This is a genomic window from Bacillus cereus (assembly GCF_007678085.1).
GTDB classification, from domain to species: Bacteria; Bacillota; Bacilli; order Bacillales; family Bacillaceae_G; genus Bacillus_A; species Bacillus_A cereus_BE.
Genome location: NZ_VEDW01000001.1, coordinates 87,947 through 110,279 on the forward strand (window position 1 = coordinate 87,947; position 22,333 = coordinate 110,279).

Below are 22,333 nucleotides of genomic sequence, written 5' to 3' on the forward strand. Positions count from 1 at the left end.
AATCCTGCCATGTGTTTGGAAAATTTAATCTCAAAACGTAATGAACATAAGAGATTAAGGGTGCTTCAAAAATTAGCTTTTTGTAAAAGCCCGATTGGTGAAGACTAATAATCAATGGAGGATAAACATCCCCGACTGATTAAAGTTTCACTTTATGTAGCAGGGAAGTTTGGACCATCTAACTTTGGATTGCCAGTCTCGGGTTTATTTTGTTTGTTTTGTTTTTTCTTTTTTTCGTTTTTGTTCTTTGCCATTTTCATACACCTCCTTTTTGTATTGTTACCATTTCTATGAATGACATACAAAATGATTTCTTTGACGAATAACAACTAGTTTTGTCATGTGGGCAGGAGTGAGGAATCATTCGGCGAAATTACATGACAAAGGAAAAGCAAAGAAGGGGGCGTTTTGTATATGGCGATGGTTCAGAAGGAAGATGTAATGAAAACAATGGATCAAATGTTAAGTTCTCTCGATTTGCTGGAAATGAATATAGGGATTAGAATGAATCATGCATTGAAGGATAAGAGTGAAAAAATATGTAATAAGATAGAAATAACAGAAATGCATATTGAGCATATGGAAAATAAATTAGTGCATCACGAAGAAAAAGGGAATTGGGTGAAGGCATTTCAAAACGTCGTAGTGAGTGCATAATAAGGTGGGAATGAAATGAAGTATGAAGCATTAATACAGTCTTCAGAAAAACTTATGCAGTATAATAATGAAGCGGATGTAAAAAAAAGGGAAATGATTGAATACGATTTTTATAAGGATATGAAACCATTTGTAGATATGGTAGATGAGGAATTAAAGGTGTGGAAAGAATTAGCTTATAAATGGATTAAGGAAGAAAAACCGAAGTATATACATGTACAGCAAATTGATCAAGTGTACGATAATTTACAGACAAATGTGTTGCAATGTTTTGTAAATAAAGGTAAAGGGAAGCGATTCTTTGAAACACATCAAGCTATTTCGTATACTTTGCAAAATATAATTGAGCAATGTAAGTAACAAGAGGGAAAACCCTCTTGTTTTTTGTTATGCTTCAGTCATTGTTGTAGGTTTTGTTGCACCGTTTATTTCTAATTCTTTTATTAATGTTCGGTAATCTGAAATACATATTTTTCCTTCGAGATACCAATGTCTCGCAAAGTCTAACAGTTCATTTACATTCTCTGTGTAATACCCCTTTTTTTGAGAAAACGCTTGTTTTAAATCCCCTAATACCATGTTGATTCCTCCCCCATGAGAATCTTCTTCTTTATTATCATAGCATGGAAGGGTTTTCTTTTTTAATTTTTTAAAAATTTAAACTTCCGACAAAAATAGACAGATACTCCGTCACACAAATTATTTTACAAGTACATATTATATATGTAGAAACTTATGTGAAGGAGGAGAGAATGCATGTTTCAACAATCTAACGTATATCAGCAATCTAATCCATATGCACAGCAAAATATGTACCAATATAATACGGATACATATTTACGGTATAATATGTATCCTTTCGAGCCTCATTATGGAAATCAGAATTATTACCAGCCATTTGAAGTGTCGTTTATGAATCAACCGCAACAACAGCAGCAACCTTACATGAATCAACAGCAGCAACCTTACATGAATCAACAACAGCAACCTTACATGAATCAACAACAGCAGCCTTATATGGATCAACAACAGCAGCCTTATACGAATACACAATACTATATGCCACCACCATCTCCCTATGGAAATCAACAAGCGATGTTTTATCCACCAAAACAACCGTACCCGACGCAGAATAAACAAAAACAACAACAGCAACCGAGTCAGTTTTCTAGTTTTGTTTCCCAATTTAAAACGTCAGATGGTAACTATGATGTAAATAAAATGATGAATACAGCTGGACAAATGATGAATGCGATGAATCAAGTGACTGGTATTGTAAAGCAAGTTGGAGGTTTTTTTGGTAAGTAATTTTGGATGGCTGTCTATAAAAAGTATTGTATATGAAGTAGGGACTAGACAAATTTCCTTGGAATAAATGGGTATATATAACAAACGGCTTTCCCTCTTTTCTCATACTGTAAAGTGTAATCAGATTTTTTTTAACGAGAGAGGAGAGAAAAAACTATGCATCATTGTCATCCTTGTTTTGGAGGGCATAAGCCTGTAGGACCTATCTGTACAACTGCTCCTGTCATTCATCCGACGAAACAGTGTGTAACACATTCTTTTTCAACAACGGTGGTGCCACACATTTTCCCAACGCATACAACACATGTACACCATCAACAAATTAAAAACCAAAACTTCTTCCCGCAAACAAATTCGAATGTAAATGTTGTAGACCCGGTTGATCCAGGATTTGGCGGCGGATGTGGACCATGTGGTCACGGACATCATGGACATCATGGACATCAAGTATCTCCATTTGGTCCAGGACCGAACGTATCACCATTCGGACCAAATGTATCGCCATTTTTACCGAACAATGTATCACCAGTAGGTCCGAATATTGGACCAAACGTTGGTGGAATGTTTAAAAAGTAAATGATATGTTAGAACTAGCGAAATGCTAGTTCTTTTTTTGTAATTGGAGTGTTGATATGAAAGTTATTGCTGTAACGGGATATAAGCCATTTGAACTTGGTATATTTAAAAATGATCATCCAGGAGTGGAATGTATAAAAAAGGCATTGCATCGAAAATTAACTACTTTTGTAGAAGAAGGTTTGGAATGGGTGATAATAAGTGGGCAGTTAGGGGTCGAATTATGGGCTGCTGAAGTTGTTTTTGAAATTCAAGTAGAATATCCAGATTTAAAATTAGCAGTATTTACTCCGTTTTTAGAACAAGAAGAAAGCTGGAAGGAAGATAACCGTGAATATTACGAATTTATTCTCTCTCAAGCAGACCATATTGATAGTATTACGAAACGGAAGTACGAAAGCCCAGAGCAATTTAAATTAAAAAATCAATTTTTTATTGAAAAAAGTGATGCACTTTTAGCTGTATATGATGAAGAGAAACCAGGGAGTCCTAAATATATTGTAGAAGCAGCAAAGAAAAAAGGAGAAATAGAAAATTATCACAGTTATTTCATTCTTTTTTCCGATTTACAAGATATAATAGAAGAGGAACAGTGGAATAATGCAGAGTAATATGTAATATAGTACTCGTATATATGATTGACAAAAGGCATTGTTTCTGAAAAAATTTAGGTAATGAAAGTTTTGGCAAAAATTTGAGGTGAAGAAAATGATTTCGGATAAAATTAAATTAACGGCGAAAGATATTTTAGAAAAAGAATTTAAAACAGGCATGAGAGGTTATCAACAAGAAGAAGTAGACAAGTTTCTTGATATGATCATTAAAGACTACGAAGCTTTTCACAAAGAGTTTGAGCAATTAAAGCAACAAAATGCTCGTTTAAAGCGTGAATTAGAGGAACAAAAACTAGCAGCAACACAAGTGCCACAACAACCAGTTGTACAAACACCGGTTGCACAACCTGTATATAACAACACGAATACGGATATTTTAAAACGTCTATCTAATTTAGAAAAAGCTGTATTTGGAAGTAAGTTATACGAATAATTTCTAGTGGTAAAAAGGTTAAAGCATTTTACATAGAAAAAAACATTGCAAAATCTTTTTGTTTCCACTATAATAATGGATGTCATAACGTTTGGGTAATCGCTGCAACGCCAACGTTGTAGAGGAAAGTCCATGCTCGCACGGCCTGAGATGGCTGTAGTGTTCGTGCCTAGCCAATTCATAAGCTAGGGTATTCTGGCTGTAAGGCTGGTTTAACGGCAGGGAAAAAACCTAAGTCCTTTCGGATATGGTTTGACTACCTTTAAAGTGCCACAGTGACGAAGTCCTTGAAGAAATGATAGGAGTGGAACGAGGTAAACCCCACGAGCGAGAAACCCAAATAATGGTAGGGGAATCTTTTCCAAGGAAATGAACGATGGGAAAGGACAGGTTGAATAACCTGTAGATAGATGATTGCCACCGGAGTACGAGGCGTGGGCCGTTTGCAGTACAAAGGAACAGAACATGGCTTACAGAACGTTATGAACCAACTATGAAATAACTCAGCTCTCCTTTGTTAGAGGAGGGCTTTTTATTTGTATGAAGTTATAAATTATGAGTTAAAATGGTTAATGAGAAAATTCTTCGTAAAATGTAATGATTAATAGGACAAATTGCTATTAATTATTGTTTGACTATACATAAGAGGTGAATGCAAATGGGAAAAGTTACTTTAATTGCAACAGCGGCAATGGGTATTGAAGCGTTAGTTGCCCGAGAAGTTCGTGATCTTGGTTATGAATGTCAAGTGGAAAATAGCAAAGTAACATTTGAAGCAGATGAAAAGGCGATTTGTCGCACGAACTTATGGTTACGTACTGCGGACCGTGTGAAAATTAAAGTTGGCGAATTCAAAGCGACAACATTTGATGAGCTGTTTGAAAAAACGAAAGCATTAAACTGGGGAGATTATATCCCAGAGAACGGAGAGTTCCCTGTAATCGGTAAATCATTAAAATCTGAGTTGTTCAGTGTTTCGGATTGCCAACGTATCGTTAAAAAAGCTGTCGTTGAAAAATTAAAAACAACATATAAACGTACAACTTGGTTTGAAGAAGATGGTCCGTTATTCCGTATTGAGATTGCAATGCTCAAGGATATTGCAACATTAACGATTGATGCAAGTGGTGTTGGACTTCATAAACGTGGATACCGTATGGATCAAGGGGAAGCTCCATTAAAAGAAACATTGGCTGCGTCTTTAATTAAGTTAACAAACTGGAAGCCAGATCGTCCTTTCGTGGACCCTTTCTGTGGATCAGGTACAATTCCGATTGAAGCAGCATTAATTGGACAAAATATCGCACCAGGGTTTAACCGTGGCTTCGCATCAGATGAGTGGGGCTGGATTGGTAAACAAAACTGGCGTGAAGCTCGTCAAGAAGCTGAAGATTTAGCGAATTATGATCAACGATTACAAATCATTGGATCAGATATCGATCATCGTATGATCCGAGTTGCTCAAGATAACGCTGAAGAAGTAGGTTTAGGTGATTTAATCACATTTAAACAAATGCAAGTAAAAGATTTCACGACAAAAGAGGATTATGGATATGTTGTAACGAATCCTCCATACGGAGAACGTTTAAGTGAAAAAGCACTCGTTGAACAATTGTATAAAGAAATGGGACAAGTATTCCGTCCATTAGACACATGGTCAGCGTATGTATTAACAAGTTACGAAGCGTTTGAGAAGTGCTACGGAAAAGATGCATCAAAGAAACGTAAACTGTTTAACGGATTTATCCGTACAGATTACTATCAATACTTCGGAAAACGTCCACCGCGTAACTCATAGTATAAAACTCCTCTAGCGCGCATATACTGGCTATTATGTAATGCGTAAAGGAGGACGTGATATGGATAGTTTCCAATTATCGATGATTCAAAAAGCTATTCATCGTACGTATGATGAGATCGGGAAAGCAGTGGATAGCCAAGGTGCGATTGTAGATGAAATACAAAAAGCACAAGAAGAATATTTGTCAGCTCTTTCACACGAAACAGCGATTGATAAACGGTATTTAAAGTCATTAATATAGAAAAAAATTTTCCTTTTTCGAAAGGAAAATTTTTTTTCGTGTATTTCTATGTATGGCAACAGGGGAAAGTGGCTGCACACATATGAGTAGCAGTTGCTATATCTTTTTATAGAAAAACTTTTTGGTTGGAGGCTAAGGATGTTTACTGAGAAGAGATTACCATTTGAAGTAGGAAAACAAGATAATTTTTATGATAAGTTGAATGAATGGATTGGAGATGTGTTTTACGATATCCTTCCGGAAAAAGGCTTTGAAGAGCGTGATGAACAAATTTTTATGGCGTTTCAATTAGAGCGTGCTTTCCAAGAAAAGAAAGTAATGTTCGCAGAAGCGGGTGTAGGAACAGGAAAAACAATTGTATATCTTCTATATGCAATTTGTTATGCGCGTTATACTGGAAAACCAGCTATTATCGCTTGTGCTGATGAAACGTTAATTGAGCAGCTTGTGAAAGAAGAAGGGGACATTGCGAAATTATCTGAAGCGTTAGGCTTATCAGTAGATGTAAGACTTGCGAAATCAATGGATAATTATTTGTGTTTACGTAAACTTGAAGATGTTATGAGTGGACGAGCTCCAGAAGTAATTGAAGATGTATACTACGAGTTACCTCAGTTTGTATTTGATCATGGTACGATGCAAAACTTTACTCACTATGGTGACAGAAAAGAATTTCCGCTTTTAAATGATGAGGAATGGTCAAAAGTAAATTGGGACTACTTCCAAGATTGCTTCACTTGTGATTCTCGTCATCGTTGTGGTCAAACCCTTTCTCGTGAACATTATCGTAAAGCGGCAGATTTAATTATTTGTTCTCAAGATTTCTATATGGATCATATTTGGACGTACGATGCACGTAAACGTGAAGGGCAAATTCCGTTATTACCAGAAAGTAGCTGCGTTGTATTCGATGAAGGACATCTTGTAGAATATGCAGCTCAAAAAGCTTTAACGTATCGTTTAAAGCAAACGATGATGGAGCAACTTTTAACAAGATTGTTGCAAAACGATATTCGTGAAGAGTTTGCGCATTTAGTAGAAGAAACAATTTGGCAAACAGAGAGATTCTTTGATGTGTTACAAGAAAATAAAAAGGAAATTGCCGGTTCTGATCGTTTAGAAATTACTGTGACAGAAAAAGTAACTGCTGAAGCGAAGCGACTTTACGCGAAAATTGGTGAAGTCGGTGATGCATTAGTATTTGAAAGTGAAATGCATACAGTAAACACGTATGACTTAAATATCGTTGATGAACATTTAGATGTATTAGAACATTCACTTCGTCTGTTCATGCACGAGAAAAATGTAATTACATGGGGTGAAGAAGGTGATGGAGCCTTCACGTTAGTGATTATGCCACGTGCAGTAGAAGAAGTATTACAAGAGAAAGTATTCTCGAAGAAAATCCCGTATATTTTCTCGTCTGCTACATTATCTAATAACGATTCATTCGCATTTACAGCAAATAGCCTAGGGGTAAAAGATTACTTATCATTCTCAGTTGCCTCACCGTTTGATTATGAGGAGCAAATGGCAGTAAACTTACTATCGCATACGAAAGAAAATGAATGGGAAAGAAAGTGTCAATATACACTTGAAAATATACAGAAAACAAATGGACGTACACTTGTATTATTCCGTACAACACAGGAACTTGCAGCGTTTAAAGAATATGTAAGTAAAGAACAAATGTCAGTTCCGTTCCTATATGAAGGGGATCAAGAAATTAGTCAGCTCGTTTCTCGTTTCCAAAATGAAGAAGAGACTGTACTTTGTGCCGTTCATTTATGGGAAGGTTTAGATATTCCTGGTTCATCATTATCTCATGTTATCATTTGGTCATTACCATTCCCTCCAAACGATCCTGTGTTTGAAGCAAAGCGTAAACATGTAAATGATCCATTCTGGGATGTAGATGTACCGTATATGATTTTACGTCTTCGTCAAGGGATTGGACGTTTAATTCGTACGAGCGACGATAAAGGTGCTATATCAATCTTCTTATCTGATACAGAAGATGAGAAAGTGATAGAAGCGGTGAAAAACGTACTACCAGTAGAAGGTAAAGAATTATAAGGAGAAAGCTTGGCGCTTGCCAAGCTTTTTTTCTATTATAAAAGGAATTTAGATTTCCATGTCGAATTAAGTTTGAGGTAGAAAAGGGAGGTTTTTATACGATGACAGTAGCTACATATGAAGTAGAAAAACAATTTTTAACATATGTGAAGAAGATACAGAATTACGGGGAAGCATTGAGCTTAATGTTTTGGGACTTAAGAACAGGTGCGCCTAAAAAAGGTGTAGACCAGCGTTCAGAAGTAATTGGTATGCTTTCATCAGAAGTATTTGTAATGTCGACTTCAGATGAGATGGGGAACTATTTAACAGAACTTGAAGCTTTAATACATGAAGATAAACTTTCTGAAACGACGAAGAAAATGGTTGAAGAATGTCGTAAAGAATATGATAGAAATAAGAAGATTCCACAAGCTGAATACGAGGCTTATGTGAAATTAGAAGCGAAAGCAGAAAGTGTGTGGGAAGAAGCTCGCGAAAAATCTGATTTCGAAATGTTTCGTCCGTATTTAGAAAAAATTGTTGAATTCAAAAAGAAATTCATTACATATTGGGGTTACGAAACATATAAATATAATACATTATTAGACATGTATGAGCCTGGTATTACAGTAGAAGTGTTAGATCACGTATTTGGTCAACTTCGTGAGCGTATCGTTCCGCTCGTAAAAGAAATATCGGAGTCGCAAAAGAGATTAAAGACAAGTGCTTTATCAGAACATTTTTCAAAAGAAAAACAAAAGAACTTTACATTAGAGTTATTAAAGCAATTGAATTATGACTTTGAAGCAGGTCGTCTTGATGAAACGGTACATCCATTCGAGATTACATTAAATAGAGGGGATGTTCGTATTACGACACGTTATGACGAAAAAGATTTCCGTATGGCTGTGTTTGGAACAATTCATGAATGTGGTCATGCTGTATATGAACAAAATATTGCTGAGAAATTTGAAGGTACACTACTATGTAGTGGAACATCTATGGGTATCCATGAGTCACAATCATTATTCTTTGAGAACTTTATCGGTCGTAATAAATCATTTTGGAAGAAAAATTATGATTTATTAAAAGAGTATAGCGATGGTCAATTCGATGATATATCAGTAGATGAGTTTTATGATGCGATTAACGAATCGAAACCATCATTCATTCGTATAGAAGCAGATGAGCTTACATATCCGCTTCATGTCATGGTTCGTTATGAACTTGAGAAAGAATTATTTGATGGCACATTACAAGTGAAGGATTTACCGGCGGCTTGGAATGATAAGATGGAAGCATATTTAGGAATTCGTCCGGAAAGTGATGCACAAGGTGTATTGCAAGATGTTCACTGGGCTGGCGGTTCATTTGGATACTTCCCATCTTATGCGCTTGGTTATATGTATGCAGCACAATTTAAGCAAAGAATGTTAAAAGACATTCCGAACTTTGATGCATTATTAGAAGAAGGCAACGTAACGCCAATTCGTGAATGGTTAACAGAAAATATTCACCAATACGGTAAAACGAAAAAGCCGCTTGAAATTTTAGAAGATGTGACAGGCGAAGGATTAAATGCAAACTACTTAGCAGATTATTTAGAAGCGAAGTATAAAGAAATTTATGAGTTATAAAAAAGAGCTGCTTAATTGCAGCTCTTTTTTAAAGGGGGATAGAAGAATGCTTTATACATATACAGTAATGACGCAAGAAGATGCGGAAGAGATTGCATATAACTGGCATTATGAAGGGGAATACTCCTTTTACGATATAGAAGCAGATGAAGAAGATTTAGCTGAGTTTTTACATGATGAGAGTAGAGGGAATCATACATTTTCTGTGAAGGAAAAGGGCACTCTCATTGGTTTTTTTACTGTTTGTAAAATAAATGATGGAACGGTTGATATAGGTCTTGGAATGAGACCTGATATAACTGGAAATGGATTTGGTTTACAGTTCGTAAACGCTGGACTAGCTTTTAGTAAAGAAAAATACGGATGCAGTTATATAACGTTATCGGTAGCGACATTTAATGAGAGAGCGATTACAGTGTATAAAAGAGCAGGATTTGAAGCAGTTGGGACGTTTATACAGAAAACGAATGGGAGTTGTTTTGAGTTTTTAAAAATGAATTATATATGTGGAAAATAACAAAAAACAGAAGAGGGCTCTTCTGTTTTTTGCAACTTCATTAACTTTCAGTTGATAGCATGTGTATAGCTATTTCATGCATGTCTTTCAAACCTGACACTTGAGCGTATTCAGCAACAGTGATACTACTCGTTGTTAGAAGTTCAATAATATGTTCATCCATTCTTGACCAAGTTTTACCGCCAGCGTTGTCATAAGCGTTAATTAACTTCGTTAGTCCATCCTTCCCAAAGAGTAGATAATGCGATGTGAAATCTATAGATACATCACCTATCCCTACTTCTGTCCAATCGATTAAGCCAGTTACTTTATTTTTATTATTAATCAGGATATGACCTGGATGGATATCCCCGTGCTTTACTCCTACGTGAGATGGCCAAAAAGAGTCTTCAGCTAGCCATGCTTGCCAACGATCCCATAAGTTTTGATTGATGTGGTATTGTTCCTTCACTCGATTCATCCTTTGTTTCATAGAAGTTCTTAATTCATTAGCAGTAAGAATTTCAACACCTGTATTATTAAATTTTTGTTGAGGTAATGAGTGTAAATTCGCTAGAACTTTTCCTAATGAAATATAGTATTCAGTTGGTACATTCTTTTCGTTAAAGGTCCATATATAACCTTGTTGTTCTATATCAATAGTAGCGGCAGGAAAGCCGCTTAGTTGTTTATAAGCAATTAGTTCCTCAGAAAATATAGACCAATCAGGAATTTGGAATTCTGCATGTTTTTTCATGATTTCTAATGCTTCTTTTTCACGTAGAGCATGTCTCATAGATTCAGGTCTACGAGGAATTCTTAGTATCCATTTATCCTCGTTTTGTTCCTTAACGTGTGCTACTTGAAAGTCAACGCCAGATTCATTGATTTCTATTGAATCATCTAAGATATTTAGGCCTTCCTTATTTGCTAATTGTTTAATTTTAAGTGTATTCATTTTTATTTCCTCCAAATGTTTATTCTGATTTCAATGTTTTCATGCGTTTTCTGTTACTTTTTGTCTCTAACTACATCAATATGATTAAAGTAACGAGATATAAGAAAATGTAATCATAAAAAAACCACAGACGGGCTTCTGTCTGTGGTTAAGAGTAAACGAGGATATAATGAATAAACGTCTCTCTTTGTATGAAAATATATACGAAAAAAAGACAGATGTATATCTGCCTTTCTTCATGTGGAAAGTGTACTCTTCCGTTGAAGATTATTAAAAATGTGCAGACTAATCCCGTTTACTCTGCTTTATGAAAACAGAGCCTTTGAACGTATTAAGTTACTTATTGTTCAAAGTTTGCTGACGTAGTCTTCCTGCATGCATCATCTTTAACAATCCTCCTTTTAATAGTATAGTTACAATATACTTTGTTTATAAGTAAACATCAACAAAAATACTAGATGTAATATGTAAAAACGAATTAAATAAAAATTTACATTCGGAAAATAAAAGAAATGATGTTAGCTTTTATAATTGGAAGTTTTGGAAGAGGATTTGTATTAGTAGCAAATAGTAAGTTTAGCAAGGAAGGTAGAGGTAAGCATGGTTACAATTAAAACGACAAATGAAATAGATTTGATGCACGAATCCGGGAAGTTACTTGCTTCATGTCATAGGGAAATTGCAAAAATGATGAAACCAGGTATTACGACAAAAGAAATTGATACATTTGTTGAAGCGTATTTAGAAAAGCATGGTGCAATATCTCAGCAGAAAGGTTATAACGGGTATCCATATGCGATATGTGCATCTGTAAACGATGAAATGTGTCATGGATTTCCGGCCGATGTTCCTTTAACTGAGGGCGATATAGTGACAATTGACATGGTAGTAAACTTAAATGGTGGTCTTTCAGATTCTGCTTGGACGTATAGAGTTGGAAATGTTTCTGAGGAATCAGAAAGGTTAATGGTAGTTGCTGAGAATGCATTGTATAAAGGGATTGATCAGGCGATAATCGGTAATCATGTAGGAGACGTTGGTTATGCAATTGAAAGTTATGTAGCAAATGAGGGTTTTTCTGTTGCAAGAGACTTTACGGGACATGGGATTGGTAAAGAGATTCATGAAGAACCAGCAATTTTTCATTTTGGGAAGAAAGGACAAGGGCCTGAGCTACAAGAAGGAATGGTAATTACAATTGAGCCTATTGTAAATGTAGGTATGCGCTATTCTAAAGTAGATTTAAATGGATGGACTGCAAGAACGATGGACGGTAAATTATCAGCTCAATATGAGCATACAATTGCGATTACAAAAGATGGTCCTATCATATTAACAACGCTTTAAAATGAAATGTAAGAGTTTGCAAAACTCGAACGAAAATAGTGATTTTATAAAATTTGTACGTGTTTTTTTAATAAATGCTTTCCAAAATGTAAAAAGTGCGTTATAATCCATCTATAAAATAAATAGTTAGCTACACTCATATAATCGCGGGGATATGGCCTGCAAGTTTCTACCGAAGTACCGTAAATACTTTGACTATGAGTGAGGACGAATATAATTGCTTGTTTAGCATTCTTTTTTGCGAAACTCCAAAAGCGCGTCTCTCACTTGTAACGAGTGGTGGCGGCTTTTGGAGTTTTTTATTGCATAAGAGGGGGAACAAACATGAAAGTATTACAAGAAAAGATTTTGAACGAAGGAAAGGTTTTATCTGGTGACGTATTAAAGGTAGATGCATTTTTAAATCATCAAATTGACCCAGTACTTATGCAAGAGATCGGAAAAGAATTTGCTAAACGTTTTAAAGAAGAGAATATTACAAAAATCGTGACGATTGAATCTTCAGGCATTGCACCAGCAGTTATGGCTGCATTAGAGCTTGGTGTAAAAGTAATCTTTGCAAGAAAACGTAAATCGTTAACGTTACAAGATAATATGTACGTTGCAAACGTATACTCATTTACGAAACAAGAAACGAATGAAATTTCATTATCTCGAAATCATATCGATGAAACTGATCGCGTTTTAATTATCGATGACTTTTTAGCAAACGGTCAGGCTGCTTTAGGTTTAATGAGTTTAGTAGAGCAAGCAGGAGCAAGTATTGCAGGTATTGGTATTGTTATTGAAAAAGCATTTCAAGATGGAGGAAAGAAGCTTCGTGAACAAGGAGTTCGTGTTGAGTCACTAGCAGAAATTGCATCACTTGATAACGGCACAGTTACATTTGTACAGCATGAAACTGCGGAGGTGAAATAAGCGATGAAGCAACATCCATTTAAAATCGCATCGCTTGGTATGCAGCATATGCTTGCTATGTATGCTGGCGCAATTATCGTTCCGCTTATTGTGGGCGGTGGACTTGGTTTAAATCAAAAAGAGTTAACATATTTAGTCTCAATTGATTTATTAATGTGCGGCGTTGCGACAATTTTACAAGCATTATCAAATCGCTTTTTCGGTATTGGACTCCCAGTTGTACTTGGTTGTACATTTACAGCGGTTGGGCCGATGATTGCAATCGGAAAACAATACGGCGTGTCTTCTATTTATGGAGCAATTATTGCTGCCGGGTTATTCGTTGTTATTTTTGCGAAATTATTTGGAAAGCTTGTAAAACTGTTTCCACCAGTTGTAACAGGATCTGTCGTTACCGTAATTGGAGTTACACTTGTTCCAGCAGCAATTAATGATATGGCTGGAGGAGTAGGAAGCAAGGATTTCGGTAGTCTTGAAAATTTAGCATTAGCATTTGGTGTGTTACTATTTATCATCATTATGTATCGTTTCTTTGACGGATTTATCCGTTCAATCTCTATTTTACTAGGTCTTTTATTTGGTACAATCGTTGCAGCATTTATGGGGAAAGTAAGCTTGCAAGCAGTTGGAGAGGCTGATTGGTTCCATGGTATTCAGCCATTTTACTTCGGTACACCAACATTTGAATTGACGCCAATTATTACGATGATTTTAGTTGCTTGCGTAGGGATTGTGGAAGCAACAGGTGTTTACTTTGCATTATCTGATATTTGCAATAAAAAGATCGGTGAAAAAGAATTAACAAAAGGCTATCGTGCAGAAGGATTAGCGATGGTGTTAGGTGGTATTTTCAACGCGTTCCCATATACAACATATTCTCAAAACGTAGGACTTGTTCAATTAACTGGAGTAAGAAATCGCGTTATTATTTATACTTGTGGTGGTATGTTAATCGTTCTTGGGTTTATTCCTAAAATCGCAGCTATTACAACAATCATTCCAAAATCAGTACTTGGCGGTGCGATGTTAGCGATGTTCGGTATGGTTATGGCATATGGTATTAAAATGTTAAGTAGCGTTGATTTTGGGAAACAAGAAAACTTATTAATCGTTGCATGCTCTGTCGGAATCGGACTTGGAGTTACAGTCGTTCCTACTTTATTCTCACAACTTCCTGAAAATATTCGTATTTTAACAGATAATGGAATTGTACTTGGGAGTGCGTCAGCAGTACTTTTAAATATCGTATTTAACATGGTGCCGCAGCGTAAAGCGAAAGTAAAAGAAGAGCCAGTTCCGATGCAAAGTGCAGTAAGAGAAGCGTAAAAAAGCAAGGTCTCGTTATGAGACCTTGCTTTTCTTTTTAAGTGGCATCATTTTCCCGTACGTACCAAGACGCCAAATGTACTCAAGTGGGCCGTATTGATAACGTGACAGCCACCAGCGGCTAATAAAGATTTGTAACGTGTAGAAACCGATGCAGAATAGTGGTCCTACCCATAATGGAGCAAGATAATCATTTTTGAACAATAGTCCGAATACAAGTAACGTAACAATTGTATGTGAGATGTAATTTGTTAACGCCATTCGGCCAACGTATTGGAATGGACGTAATAATGTTTGCCATCTTTCTTTTTGTAATAAGCGCATGAGCGTGAAAATGTAGAAGATGAATAATGTCTTTCCGCTAAACATTGTAAAGGCCTGCATATAAATTGGTTCATAAGATGGTTTTGATAAGAAATAACGGACCATGAAGAACCACATTGGCAATGTTAAAATGAACATAATAATTTGCCATTTTTTAAGCTTTGGATCTAACTCTTTCGTACGGCGGAAAATATCCTTTTTACCGGCATATAAACCAAGTAAAAATAGCCCAACTGTTTCTGGGAGCATGAATACGTTTAGTTCAATTCCATCAGCATAAAATGAATGGAAACGATTTTGTATTTGTGACACCCAGTCTTCAAGTGGCATGATTGGTAAGGATAACCCAAGTTCCTCCTTTGGCATGAAGGCAATACCAATACTAGCAATTAGCATAAGAAACTGAAAAATACTTAATAAAACGATTGCCCATATTAAAATGGTACGAGGTTCTCTCTTATAAAATAAAAATAAGAAAAATCCAGCAATTGCATACGTATGTAAAATGTCTCCGTCCCATAAAAGAACGTAATGTAAGAAACCAAATAATAATAAAATAAGTAAGCGACGAACAAATAAAGTTTTTGGTCGATCTGTTTTCGCTTCAGCGCGAGTCATAAAAATGTAAAAGCCTAGGCCAAATAAAAATGAAAAGATAGTATAAAATTTTGTTTGAATAAACATATCGTAAAACAGACGGATATAGCTATCTAGCCCCTCATAAATTCCGGAAAGATCACGTGAGTCAATCCCAGCGATAACAGGCCAGTTCACAAGAAAAATACCTAGTACAGCTATTCCTCTAATAATATCGATGGAGTGTATCCTCTCGCCTTGTGAAATATTTTGTGTCATTATTTTCCTCCTTGTTAAGTAATTCCCTTTTATTATACAAAATGTAAGATGGAGGGTATAGGGTGTATTTCCATTTTTTTTAACTATTAAGTTATGTAGGATGAGATATAATAAGAGTGCACAACAAGTTTTAATCTTCTTCAAAACAGGCAGTAAAGCTCCTTCTTATAAGGGGCTTTCTTTATGAAAAGTATTGATAATGATTCTCTTTAATGATAAAATGTATTCAAAAGTGATAATCATTATCAAAAAAGGTTGGTGCATGAGTATGGTATATGCATTAGTAGCAGGTACAGTTGCTGTATATGCAGTTATTGCAAAGTATGTTTTAAATGGAGTAGGAACAGCAAAATGAGTGATATGACATAAAATCCCTTTCATTTGTAAAAAGAATGAAGGGGATTTTTTATTTTTAATGAGAATATGCTGAAAATTTAGTATGATAGTAAAGTGAAACTGTAATCAATGAGTAGGTGCATCTCTCACTGATTATGGGCTCGCAAATGGCGGGAAAAAGTATATACATCTTGGATAAAGGGGAACAAGGGGATGACAAACATAGTACAGACAAACGGTATGAAAAAACTTGTTTGTTTTTATGAAGAGTGGCAAAAACACGGCGACGCAGAGAATGGCTTAAAGTTGTTTGAAGTGATTCAAAAATATAAACGAGAGCAGCTTATGATAGCATTCTGCGGTCACTTCTCAGCAGGGAAATCAACGATGATGAATCATCTATATAAAGCGCAGTTGTTACCAACAAGTCCAATTCCGACAAGCGCTAACGTCGTTAAAATTGAAAAGGGATTTGATCGTGTTGTTGTAACAATTAAATCAGGAGAGCAGTACGAATATGACGGTGCATATTCAGCAGAAGAATTAAAGCAAATTTGTAAAGATGGTGATGAGGTAATTGGTGTTCATATTTATCGGAATGATGCGCCAATTCCAGAGGGTGTTATGTTAGTTGATACACCAGGGATTGATTCAACAGATGATGCCCATCAACTAGCGACGGAATCAACGCTGCATCTAGCAGACGTAATTTTTTATATGATGGATTATAATCACGTCCAATCGGAAGTGAATTTGCAATTTGTTAAAGAATTGAAACAACGTAATAAAACGGTTTATCTCGTTGTAAATCAAATAGATAAACATAAAGAAAATGAATTATCGTTTGAGGATTATAAAGATAGTGTAAAACAATCGTTCGCTAACTGGGATATTGAAGTAGACGGAGTGTATTATACTTCATTACGAATGATGAACCATCCACATAATGAAATTGGAAGCTTAGAAACATTAATTACATCTATTATGAAAGAAAAAGAGCAGTATGTAAGAGATGGAATGGAGCGCGAAACAGAATATTTAATGGGGGAACATTTCTCGTTTATTCTTTCTGAAAATGAAAAAGCCCTTTTGAAATATGGGGAAGAGTTAGCATCACCACTTTCGATTTCAGAAATAGTTGAAAAGAAAGAAGAGCTAACGGAAACTAAACGTCGTGAGGCTAGTAAAGAATCTCATGTGAGAAACGAATTTATAAAAGGCTTACAAGCGATATTAGATAACGCGTATTTAATGCCATTTGAAATGAGAGAATTGGCAAATGCGTATTTAGAAACGAAATTAACAAAATTTAAGGTCGGTTTGCTATTTGCGAAAGGAAAGACGGAGCAAGAAAAACAGAGACGTTTAGATGCTTTTTATTCTGCTTTGCAAAAGACTGTTGAAACGCAACTTGATTTTCATGTGAAAGAATTTATTGTTGCCTTCTTAAAAGAAGAAGGATTGTTCACAGAGGAAATTGGAAAAGACATATATGCTTTAGAAATTGCTTTTGGACCAGAAATGTTAGCTGGAGTCATTAAACAAGGTGCAGGTTTCACAGGTGATTACTTACTTCTTTATACAGCGGATGTAGCGAATGAACTGAAGAAACGTTATTTTACAAAAGCACAGCAAATTTTTGATAAAAGTGCAGTCGTTTTAAAGCAAAAGGTGAAGGAAGCAATTGCTCGTATTGAAGAAGAGATAGAAAAATATACGATGTTGCAAACGGCAAAAGAAACGAAATTGCAATATAGTAACAATTTGGAGACATATGAAAGTTATTTGCAAAATGTTTGGCACGAGCGTATTGCTACACCAGAAGGATTGCAAATAGAGGAGATATTGCAAAGTAAAACACAAATTGTTAGTGAGAAATTCACACTACAAGAGCAGGAAAGCGTAAACGGTAGCGTAATGGCTCGTGAGGAAGAGATAAAAGGAACGGCAGCTTTAAATATTCAGCGTATATTAGAGAAAGTGAAGAAAGCTGAAACGATATTAGAGCCATTGCCAGCGCTAAAACATGTACAGCAAGAGGTAATAGAAAAAAGGCGTCGTGTGGAAACGAAACAATTTACAGTAGCGTTATTCGGAGCGTTTAGTGCTGGGAAATCATCATTTGCCAATGCATTGCTTGGTGAGAAGGTACTTCCGGTATCACCAAATCCGACGACAGCAACGATTAATCAAATTTTGCCGGTTACAGAGGAAAAACCACACGGAACAGTCATGGTTCAATTTAAATCAAAGCAAGCTTTATTAGAAGATATGAAAGCTGTTTATAAGCTGTTTCATTATGAGATTACTACGTTAGATGAAGCGTTAGCACAAATTGATAAAGTTATGAAATATCCTTCACCAACCGGGAAGCAAAAAACAACATTCAGCTTTTTACGAGCAGTACAAAAAGGGTATGACACGGTTTCTGCTCATTTAGGGGAGCAAGTACAAGTTACATTAGAAGAGTTTTCTGATTATGTAGCGAATGAAGAGAAATCATGTTTTGTTGAGTACATGGAGCTTTATTATGATTGTGCATTAACAAGGCAAGGAGTAGCGCTAGTAGATACACCTGGAGCGGATTCTATTAACGCCCGCCATACGGACGTTGCGTTCCAGTATATTAAAAACGCAGATGCTATTTTATTTGTAACGTATTATAATCATGTGTTTTCTCGTGCTGACCGTGAATTCTTAATCCAGCTTGGTCGTGTAAAGGATACTTTTGCTCTAGATAAAATGTTCTTCCTAATTAATGCGGCCGATTTAGCAGAGTCTGAAGAAGAACTTGAAATGGTAAAAGGTTATATCGCAGACCAGCTACTGCAATATGGTATTAGAAATCCGCGTTTATTTGCAATTTCAAGTTTATGTGCGCTTGAAGAGAAGCAAGGAAAGAATGTTGAAAAAGAGAAGTACGGTATTTTACAAAACTCTGGGATTGCTAGGTTCGAGGAATCATTTACATCCTTTATGATGAGAGATTTAATGCTTGTATCTGTTCATGCTTTATATGGCGCATTGCAAGGAGCAGATCAGCTTTTAGTAAATATGATAAATGGTGCAAAGCAGGGGAATGAAGAGAAAGAGAAGCAAACGAAAAAATATGAAGCAGAGCGTGATCAACTACTTCATATTATTTCATCATTTAGTGTACTTGCTGAAGAGCAGGCGATGCAAAATGAAGTGAAAGAATTGCTTTATTACGTGCAACAGCGTCTATTCCTACGCTATAACGATGTGTTTACTGAATTTATTAATCCAGCATCACTTCGAACGGATGGAAATGTGAAAGTGCAGTTGCAACAGTGCGTTATGGAATTAGTAGCATTTATACAGCATGATTTATTACAAGAAATGCGTGCGACATCATTACGACTTGAAAAATGGATAGATGAAGCGATGAAGCGTGCAAAGGATGAAATTGTGGTGAACTGTAAAGTAGAAAATGAATCAATTTCTATGGGTGGAACAGTGGATTATGAATATAAAGATATTGCACATAAAGAACCGTTTCCTTCAGTTGAAATAAAAGATTTCAAAAAAGCATTGGCGCATTTTAAAAATGAAAAAAGCTTTTTTGAAAAAAATGATAAAGCTTTCATGCAAGAAGAGGCTAAAGTTGTATTAGAACCTTTCGTATCAAACTATGTAGCCGATGAAAAAGATTTATTTGTTCATCATTATAAGCAAGAGTGGGATTTGAAATGGAACTTATTCCAAAAAGTAATGCAGCAAGATGTGATGAATTATTATGAAAGTATATTATTTGCATTGGCTGAAACGATTGATGTATCACTATATGAACAAAGTAAAGAACAATTGCAAAAGCAGTTAGTAGAGATTGAAAAAGAAATTTATGTGATATAGTCGTTATGAGAAAAAGATCCGCTCAATTTTCTTTTGCAGTACTGTATCTAAAGATTTGACAAACCCAGCAAATTCATCGGTAGAAATCATATGAGTAAGAACAAGGCGTCTGCCGTCTGGTGTTTCACCGCATAAGACGAATGAAGAAAATTCATATGTTTTGTTTTCTACTACTAATTTTGGATAGGAATACGTGTCGCTTTTCTTCTTCTTTCCATCAATAGAGATGACGTTGCATTTTTTCTCATTGTTGTCCATGGTGAATCCCTCCTTTCTATTACTTATGGTAGACAAGGAGGGTTTAGAACAATAGAGAAAGGGGAATTTTTTATGGGTGTAGTAATAGAGTATATTTCGAAAGAAGAAGCTATACCGAAACCTTTATTATTGCTTGCTGATCCAAGCGAGAGGCAAATTGATGCATATATACAAAGAGGGTTAACATATGTAGCTAAGCAAGAGGAGAGAGCTATCGGTGTATATGTTCTTTTGGAAACAAGGCCGAAAACGATGGAAATTATGAATATTGCGGTTGTAGAGGATATGCAAGGAAAAGGGATTGGAAAGAAGCTATTAAGTCATGCTGTAGAAACTGCTAAAGGATATGGTATGTCAAAACTTGAAGTTGGTACAGGCAATTCTAGTGTTTCACAACTTGCTTTATATCAAAAATGTGGGTTTCGTATTTTTTCTATTGATTTTGATTACTTTTCGAAGCATTATGAAGAAGAGATTATTGAAAATGGGATTGTATGCCGTGATATGATTCGGCTTGCAATGGAATTGAATCAGAACGTATAACTTATTTAGGGGGAAGAGAAGATGGAAGTACATAAAGCAATTACAGCACATTCTCGTAAACAAAATGAAAGTGTAAAAGCATGTTTACAATTAGATGCGCAGCGTGAAGCAGCTATTGAAGCAGCCGTATCTCTTGCGTCAAATGGGAAAGAATTTTCGGTTGATGTCATTAATGTTGTAACAAAGCAAATTAATGATCTTGCAAAAAATGGTGTTACCTTGCAGCGTAAATATGTTACAGAAGAAATGGTTATGGAGTATGTAAGTCGTTTGCAAGAGAAAGAAGGTCGTTAAAGATGATAGTTACAGTCGAATGGTTACGTGAGCATATAGAAGATGAGAACGTCCGTATAATCGATTGTCGTTTTGATTTAGCGAATCCTAATTGGGGTAGAGAAAAATATGAAGAAGAACATATTCTTCGTGCGTTATATTTTGATTTGAATTTAGATTTATCAAGTCCTGTAACAGAACATGGTGGTCGCCATCCGTTGCCAAATATTGAGGAGTTTGCAGACAAGCTTTCGCAAGCTGGTATTGATGAACATACGACAGTAATTGCATATGACAGTGAAGCGGGTGCAAATGCTTCTCGTCTCTGGTGGTTATTAAACTATGTAGGACATGAGAAAGTATATATATTAGATGGCGGATTTCCAGCTTGGAAAGAGAATGGACTACCGATAACAACGGAAATTCCTGTTGCTAAACGAAAAGCATTCAAAGCAAGTGTACAAGATCATATGCTTGTAACGATGGAAACGGTCAAAGAGAATATTCATGCAGGGGCAAATGTTACGTTAATTGATTCTAGAGAGCCAAAACGTTATGCTGGTGTAGAGGAACTTGTTGATCCAAAAGCAGGACATATTCCAACAGCAGTAAACTATTTTTGGAAGGATGGAATGCTGCAATCAGGACAATTTAAGAATGAAGCTCAGCAACAAGAACGATTCCAAAATCTTTCGAAAGATAAGGAAATAATTGTATATTGTGGTTCTGGCGTTACAGCCTGTCCAAATATTTTTGCATTGAAATTAGCTGGATTCAAAAATGTAAAATTGTATGCAGGTAGCTGGAGTGATTGGATTTCTTATCCAGAAAATCAAATTGCAAAAGAAGAAGATTAATCACTTGCATGCAAAAATAATTTGTATTAAAATAAGGTCACAAGCAAGAAATTGCTCGAAAAACTTTGTATTTTACACATTGGAAACAATGTGATAATATAACGACAAGTAAATAATACATCCTGCGGTGTACGTAACTTATTTATGTCTAAAACCGATGTTAGTTATACGGAAGCTCAATATTTAGCGACCATCATCAAGCCTTCCTTGTGGAGGAAGATGTACGGTAACTGTGAGGGCATCCACCTGCGAGTAGCGGGTTTTTGGACATTTACGAGGAGCGGCACGTGCGGGGGTCTTATTTCAACTAACATTATATAAAATTCCTACGGTGTACGTAGCTTATGCATGTCTTAAACCAATAAGTTTAATATGGAAGTTCAATATTTAAATGTAGCTAACATGCCATCTTTTTAAGAAGGAAGTTACAAACATTTGTGAGAGCATCCACCTGTGAGAGCAGGTTTATGGACATCTAGAGAGAACGGCATATGTGGGGCTAAATAAAAACCTTACGTTTTATACGTAAGGTTTTTTTGTTGCATAAATATATCCATGTTATCCCGCTTTAATGGGCAGTAAGACCCCCCACCTCAAAATTCAGCGAAAGCAAAGAAGTTAGGTGGGGGATCAACTGCCCATAA

At 35.8% G+C, this 22,333-nt stretch carries 23 protein-coding genes, 3 other RNA genes and 1 riboswitch; of the genes, 21 read left to right on the forward strand and 5 right to left on the reverse strand.

Going from position 1 to position 22,333, the window contains the following annotated elements:
• Positions 1-152: 152 nt before the first annotated feature.
• A complete protein-coding gene (locus tag FS742_RS27840) occupies positions 153-329 on the reverse strand; it encodes a phage portal protein (RefSeq protein ID WP_260869602.1) in 177 nt (58 codons plus the stop codon).
• Between the two features lie 85 nt (positions 330-414).
• On the opposite strand from FS742_RS27840, the gene FS742_RS00475 reads away from it, so the two are divergent.
• Both FS742_RS00475 and FS742_RS00480 read left to right on the forward strand, forming a co-directional pair.
• Positions 415-657: a hypothetical protein gene (locus FS742_RS00475; RefSeq protein ID WP_001252039.1), complete on the forward strand. Its 243-nt coding sequence runs from the start codon at positions 415-417 to the stop codon at positions 655-657.
• Between the two features lie 15 nt (positions 658-672).
• Entirely contained in the window at positions 673-1,017 is a 345-nt protein-coding gene (locus FS742_RS00480; RefSeq protein ID WP_144610632.1) for a YppE family protein, read from the forward strand.
• A 27-nt stretch (positions 1,018-1,044) separates the two neighbouring features.
• Here the strand turns inward: FS742_RS00480 and FS742_RS00485 are convergent, their stop codons facing one another.
• Entirely contained in the window at positions 1,045-1,236 is a 192-nt protein-coding gene (locus tag FS742_RS00485; RefSeq protein ID WP_000242661.1) for a YppF family protein, read from the reverse strand.
• Between the two features lie 177 nt (positions 1,237-1,413).
• Between FS742_RS00485 and FS742_RS00490 the strand changes: the two genes are divergently transcribed.
• The 10 genes from FS742_RS00490 (at position 1,414) to FS742_RS00535 (ending at position 9,842) form a co-directional block, all read left to right on the forward strand.
• Positions 1,414-1,965 (forward strand): YppG family protein, encoded by a 552-nt coding sequence (locus FS742_RS00490; protein WP_144610634.1) that lies wholly within the window; start codon positions 1,414-1,416, stop codon positions 1,963-1,965.
• A gap of 156 nt (positions 1,966-2,121) precedes the next feature.
• On the forward strand, positions 2,122-2,541 hold the full coding sequence (locus FS742_RS00495; RefSeq protein WP_144610636.1) for a CotD family spore coat protein: 420 nt from the start codon (positions 2,122-2,124) through the stop codon (positions 2,539-2,541).
• Positions 2,542-2,597: 56 nt separating this feature from the next.
• Positions 2,598-3,152 carry an SLOG family protein gene (locus tag FS742_RS00500; protein WP_048527093.1) on the forward strand — a complete coding sequence of 185 codons (555 nt, stop codon included), beginning with the start codon at positions 2,598-2,600 and terminating at the stop codon, positions 3,150-3,152.
• Between the two features lie 97 nt (positions 3,153-3,249).
• Positions 3,250-3,588 carry a cell division regulator GpsB gene (gene gpsB, locus FS742_RS00505; RefSeq protein WP_000622430.1) on the forward strand — a complete coding sequence of 113 codons (339 nt, stop codon included), beginning with the start codon at positions 3,250-3,252 and terminating at the stop codon, positions 3,586-3,588.
• A gap of 87 nt (positions 3,589-3,675) precedes the next feature.
• Positions 3,676-4,066: RNase P RNA component class B (rnpB, locus tag FS742_RS00510), an RNA gene on the forward strand.
• A 180-nt stretch (positions 4,067-4,246) separates the two neighbouring features.
• A complete protein-coding gene (locus FS742_RS00515; protein WP_088315200.1) occupies positions 4,247-5,386 on the forward strand; it encodes a THUMP domain-containing class I SAM-dependent RNA methyltransferase in 1,140 nt (379 codons plus the stop codon).
• Between the two features lie 61 nt (positions 5,387-5,447).
• Positions 5,448-5,630 carry a DUF3921 family protein gene (locus FS742_RS00520; RefSeq protein WP_144610638.1) on the forward strand — a complete coding sequence of 61 codons (183 nt, stop codon included), beginning with the start codon at positions 5,448-5,450 and terminating at the stop codon, positions 5,628-5,630.
• Between the two features lie 138 nt (positions 5,631-5,768).
• Positions 5,769-7,706, forward strand: a complete 1,938-nt coding sequence (locus FS742_RS00525; RefSeq protein WP_000493698.1) for an ATP-dependent DNA helicase — start codon at positions 5,769-5,771, stop codon at positions 7,704-7,706.
• Between the two features lie 101 nt (positions 7,707-7,807).
• Positions 7,808-9,325 carry a carboxypeptidase gene (gene ypwA / locus FS742_RS00530; protein ID WP_144610640.1) on the forward strand — a complete coding sequence of 506 codons (1,518 nt, stop codon included), beginning with the start codon at positions 7,808-7,810 and terminating at the stop codon, positions 9,323-9,325.
• Positions 9,326-9,371: 46 nt separating this feature from the next.
• Entirely contained in the window at positions 9,372-9,842 is a 471-nt protein-coding gene (locus tag FS742_RS00535; protein WP_144610642.1) for a GNAT family N-acetyltransferase, read from the forward strand.
• Positions 9,843-9,882: 40 nt separating this feature from the next.
• On the opposite strand, the gene mphL is transcribed toward FS742_RS00535, so the two are convergent.
• Positions 9,883-10,779, reverse strand: a complete 897-nt coding sequence (gene mphL / locus FS742_RS00540; protein WP_144610644.1) for a macrolide 2'-phosphotransferase MphL — start codon at positions 10,777-10,779, stop codon at positions 9,883-9,885.
• Positions 10,780-11,379: 600 nt separating this feature from the next.
• Between mphL and FS742_RS00545 the strand changes: the two genes are divergently transcribed.
• From FS742_RS00545 to pbuX, 3 genes are all read left to right on the forward strand, one after another.
• A complete protein-coding gene (locus tag FS742_RS00545; protein ID WP_144610646.1) occupies positions 11,380-12,126 on the forward strand; it encodes a type I methionyl aminopeptidase in 747 nt (248 codons plus the stop codon).
• Between the two features lie 116 nt (positions 12,127-12,242).
• A riboswitch (purine riboswitch) is annotated at positions 12,243-12,344 on the forward strand.
• Between the two features lie 106 nt (positions 12,345-12,450).
• Positions 12,451-13,044 (forward strand): xanthine phosphoribosyltransferase, encoded by a 594-nt coding sequence (locus FS742_RS00550; protein ID WP_000866491.1) that lies wholly within the window; start codon positions 12,451-12,453, stop codon positions 13,042-13,044.
• Positions 13,045-13,047: 3 nt separating this feature from the next.
• Entirely contained in the window at positions 13,048-14,370 is a 1,323-nt protein-coding gene (gene pbuX, locus FS742_RS00555; protein ID WP_144610648.1) for a xanthine permease PbuX, read from the forward strand.
• Positions 14,371-14,385: 15 nt separating this feature from the next.
• Here pbuX and FS742_RS00560 read toward each other — a convergent pair whose 3' ends face one another.
• Complete coding sequence (locus FS742_RS00560) at positions 14,386-15,549, reverse strand: DUF418 domain-containing protein (protein WP_144610650.1); 1,164 nt, start codon at positions 15,547-15,549, stop codon at positions 14,386-14,388.
• Between the two features lie 549 nt (positions 15,550-16,098).
• On the opposite strand from FS742_RS00560, the gene FS742_RS00565 reads away from it, so the two are divergent.
• Positions 16,099-19,758: a dynamin family protein gene (locus FS742_RS00565; RefSeq protein ID WP_144610652.1), complete on the forward strand. Its 3,660-nt coding sequence runs from the start codon at positions 16,099-16,101 to the stop codon at positions 19,756-19,758.
• A gap of 3 nt (positions 19,759-19,761) precedes the next feature.
• Here FS742_RS00565 and FS742_RS00570 read toward each other — a convergent pair whose 3' ends face one another.
• On the reverse strand, positions 19,762-20,016 hold the full coding sequence (locus FS742_RS00570; protein ID WP_000369740.1) for a DUF3931 domain-containing protein: 255 nt from the start codon (positions 20,014-20,016) through the stop codon (positions 19,762-19,764).
• A gap of 72 nt (positions 20,017-20,088) precedes the next feature.
• Between FS742_RS00570 and FS742_RS00575 the strand changes: the two genes are divergently transcribed.
• The 5 genes from FS742_RS00575 (at position 20,089) to ssrS (FS742_RS00595) (ending at position 22,193) form a co-directional block, all read left to right on the forward strand.
• Positions 20,089-20,559, forward strand: coding sequence for a GNAT family N-acetyltransferase (locus FS742_RS00575; RefSeq protein ID WP_144610654.1), 471 nt, complete (start codon positions 20,089-20,091; stop codon positions 20,557-20,559).
• Positions 20,560-20,580: 21 nt separating this feature from the next.
• The gene (locus FS742_RS00580) at positions 20,581-20,853 is read left to right on the forward strand and encodes a YpbS family protein (RefSeq protein ID WP_000451820.1); all 273 of its coding nucleotides are present in this window, start codon (positions 20,581-20,583) and stop codon (positions 20,851-20,853) included.
• 2 nt (positions 20,854-20,855) lie between these two features.
• Positions 20,856-21,689: a sulfurtransferase gene (locus FS742_RS00585; protein WP_144610656.1), complete on the forward strand. Its 834-nt coding sequence runs from the start codon at positions 20,856-20,858 to the stop codon at positions 21,687-21,689.
• 116 nt (positions 21,690-21,805) lie between these two features.
• Positions 21,806-21,988: non-coding RNA, 6S RNA (gene ssrS / locus FS742_RS00590), on the forward strand.
• A 21-nt stretch (positions 21,989-22,009) separates the two neighbouring features.
• Positions 22,010-22,193: non-coding RNA, 6S RNA (ssrS, locus tag FS742_RS00595), on the forward strand.
• Positions 22,194-22,333: the final 140 nt, after the last annotated feature.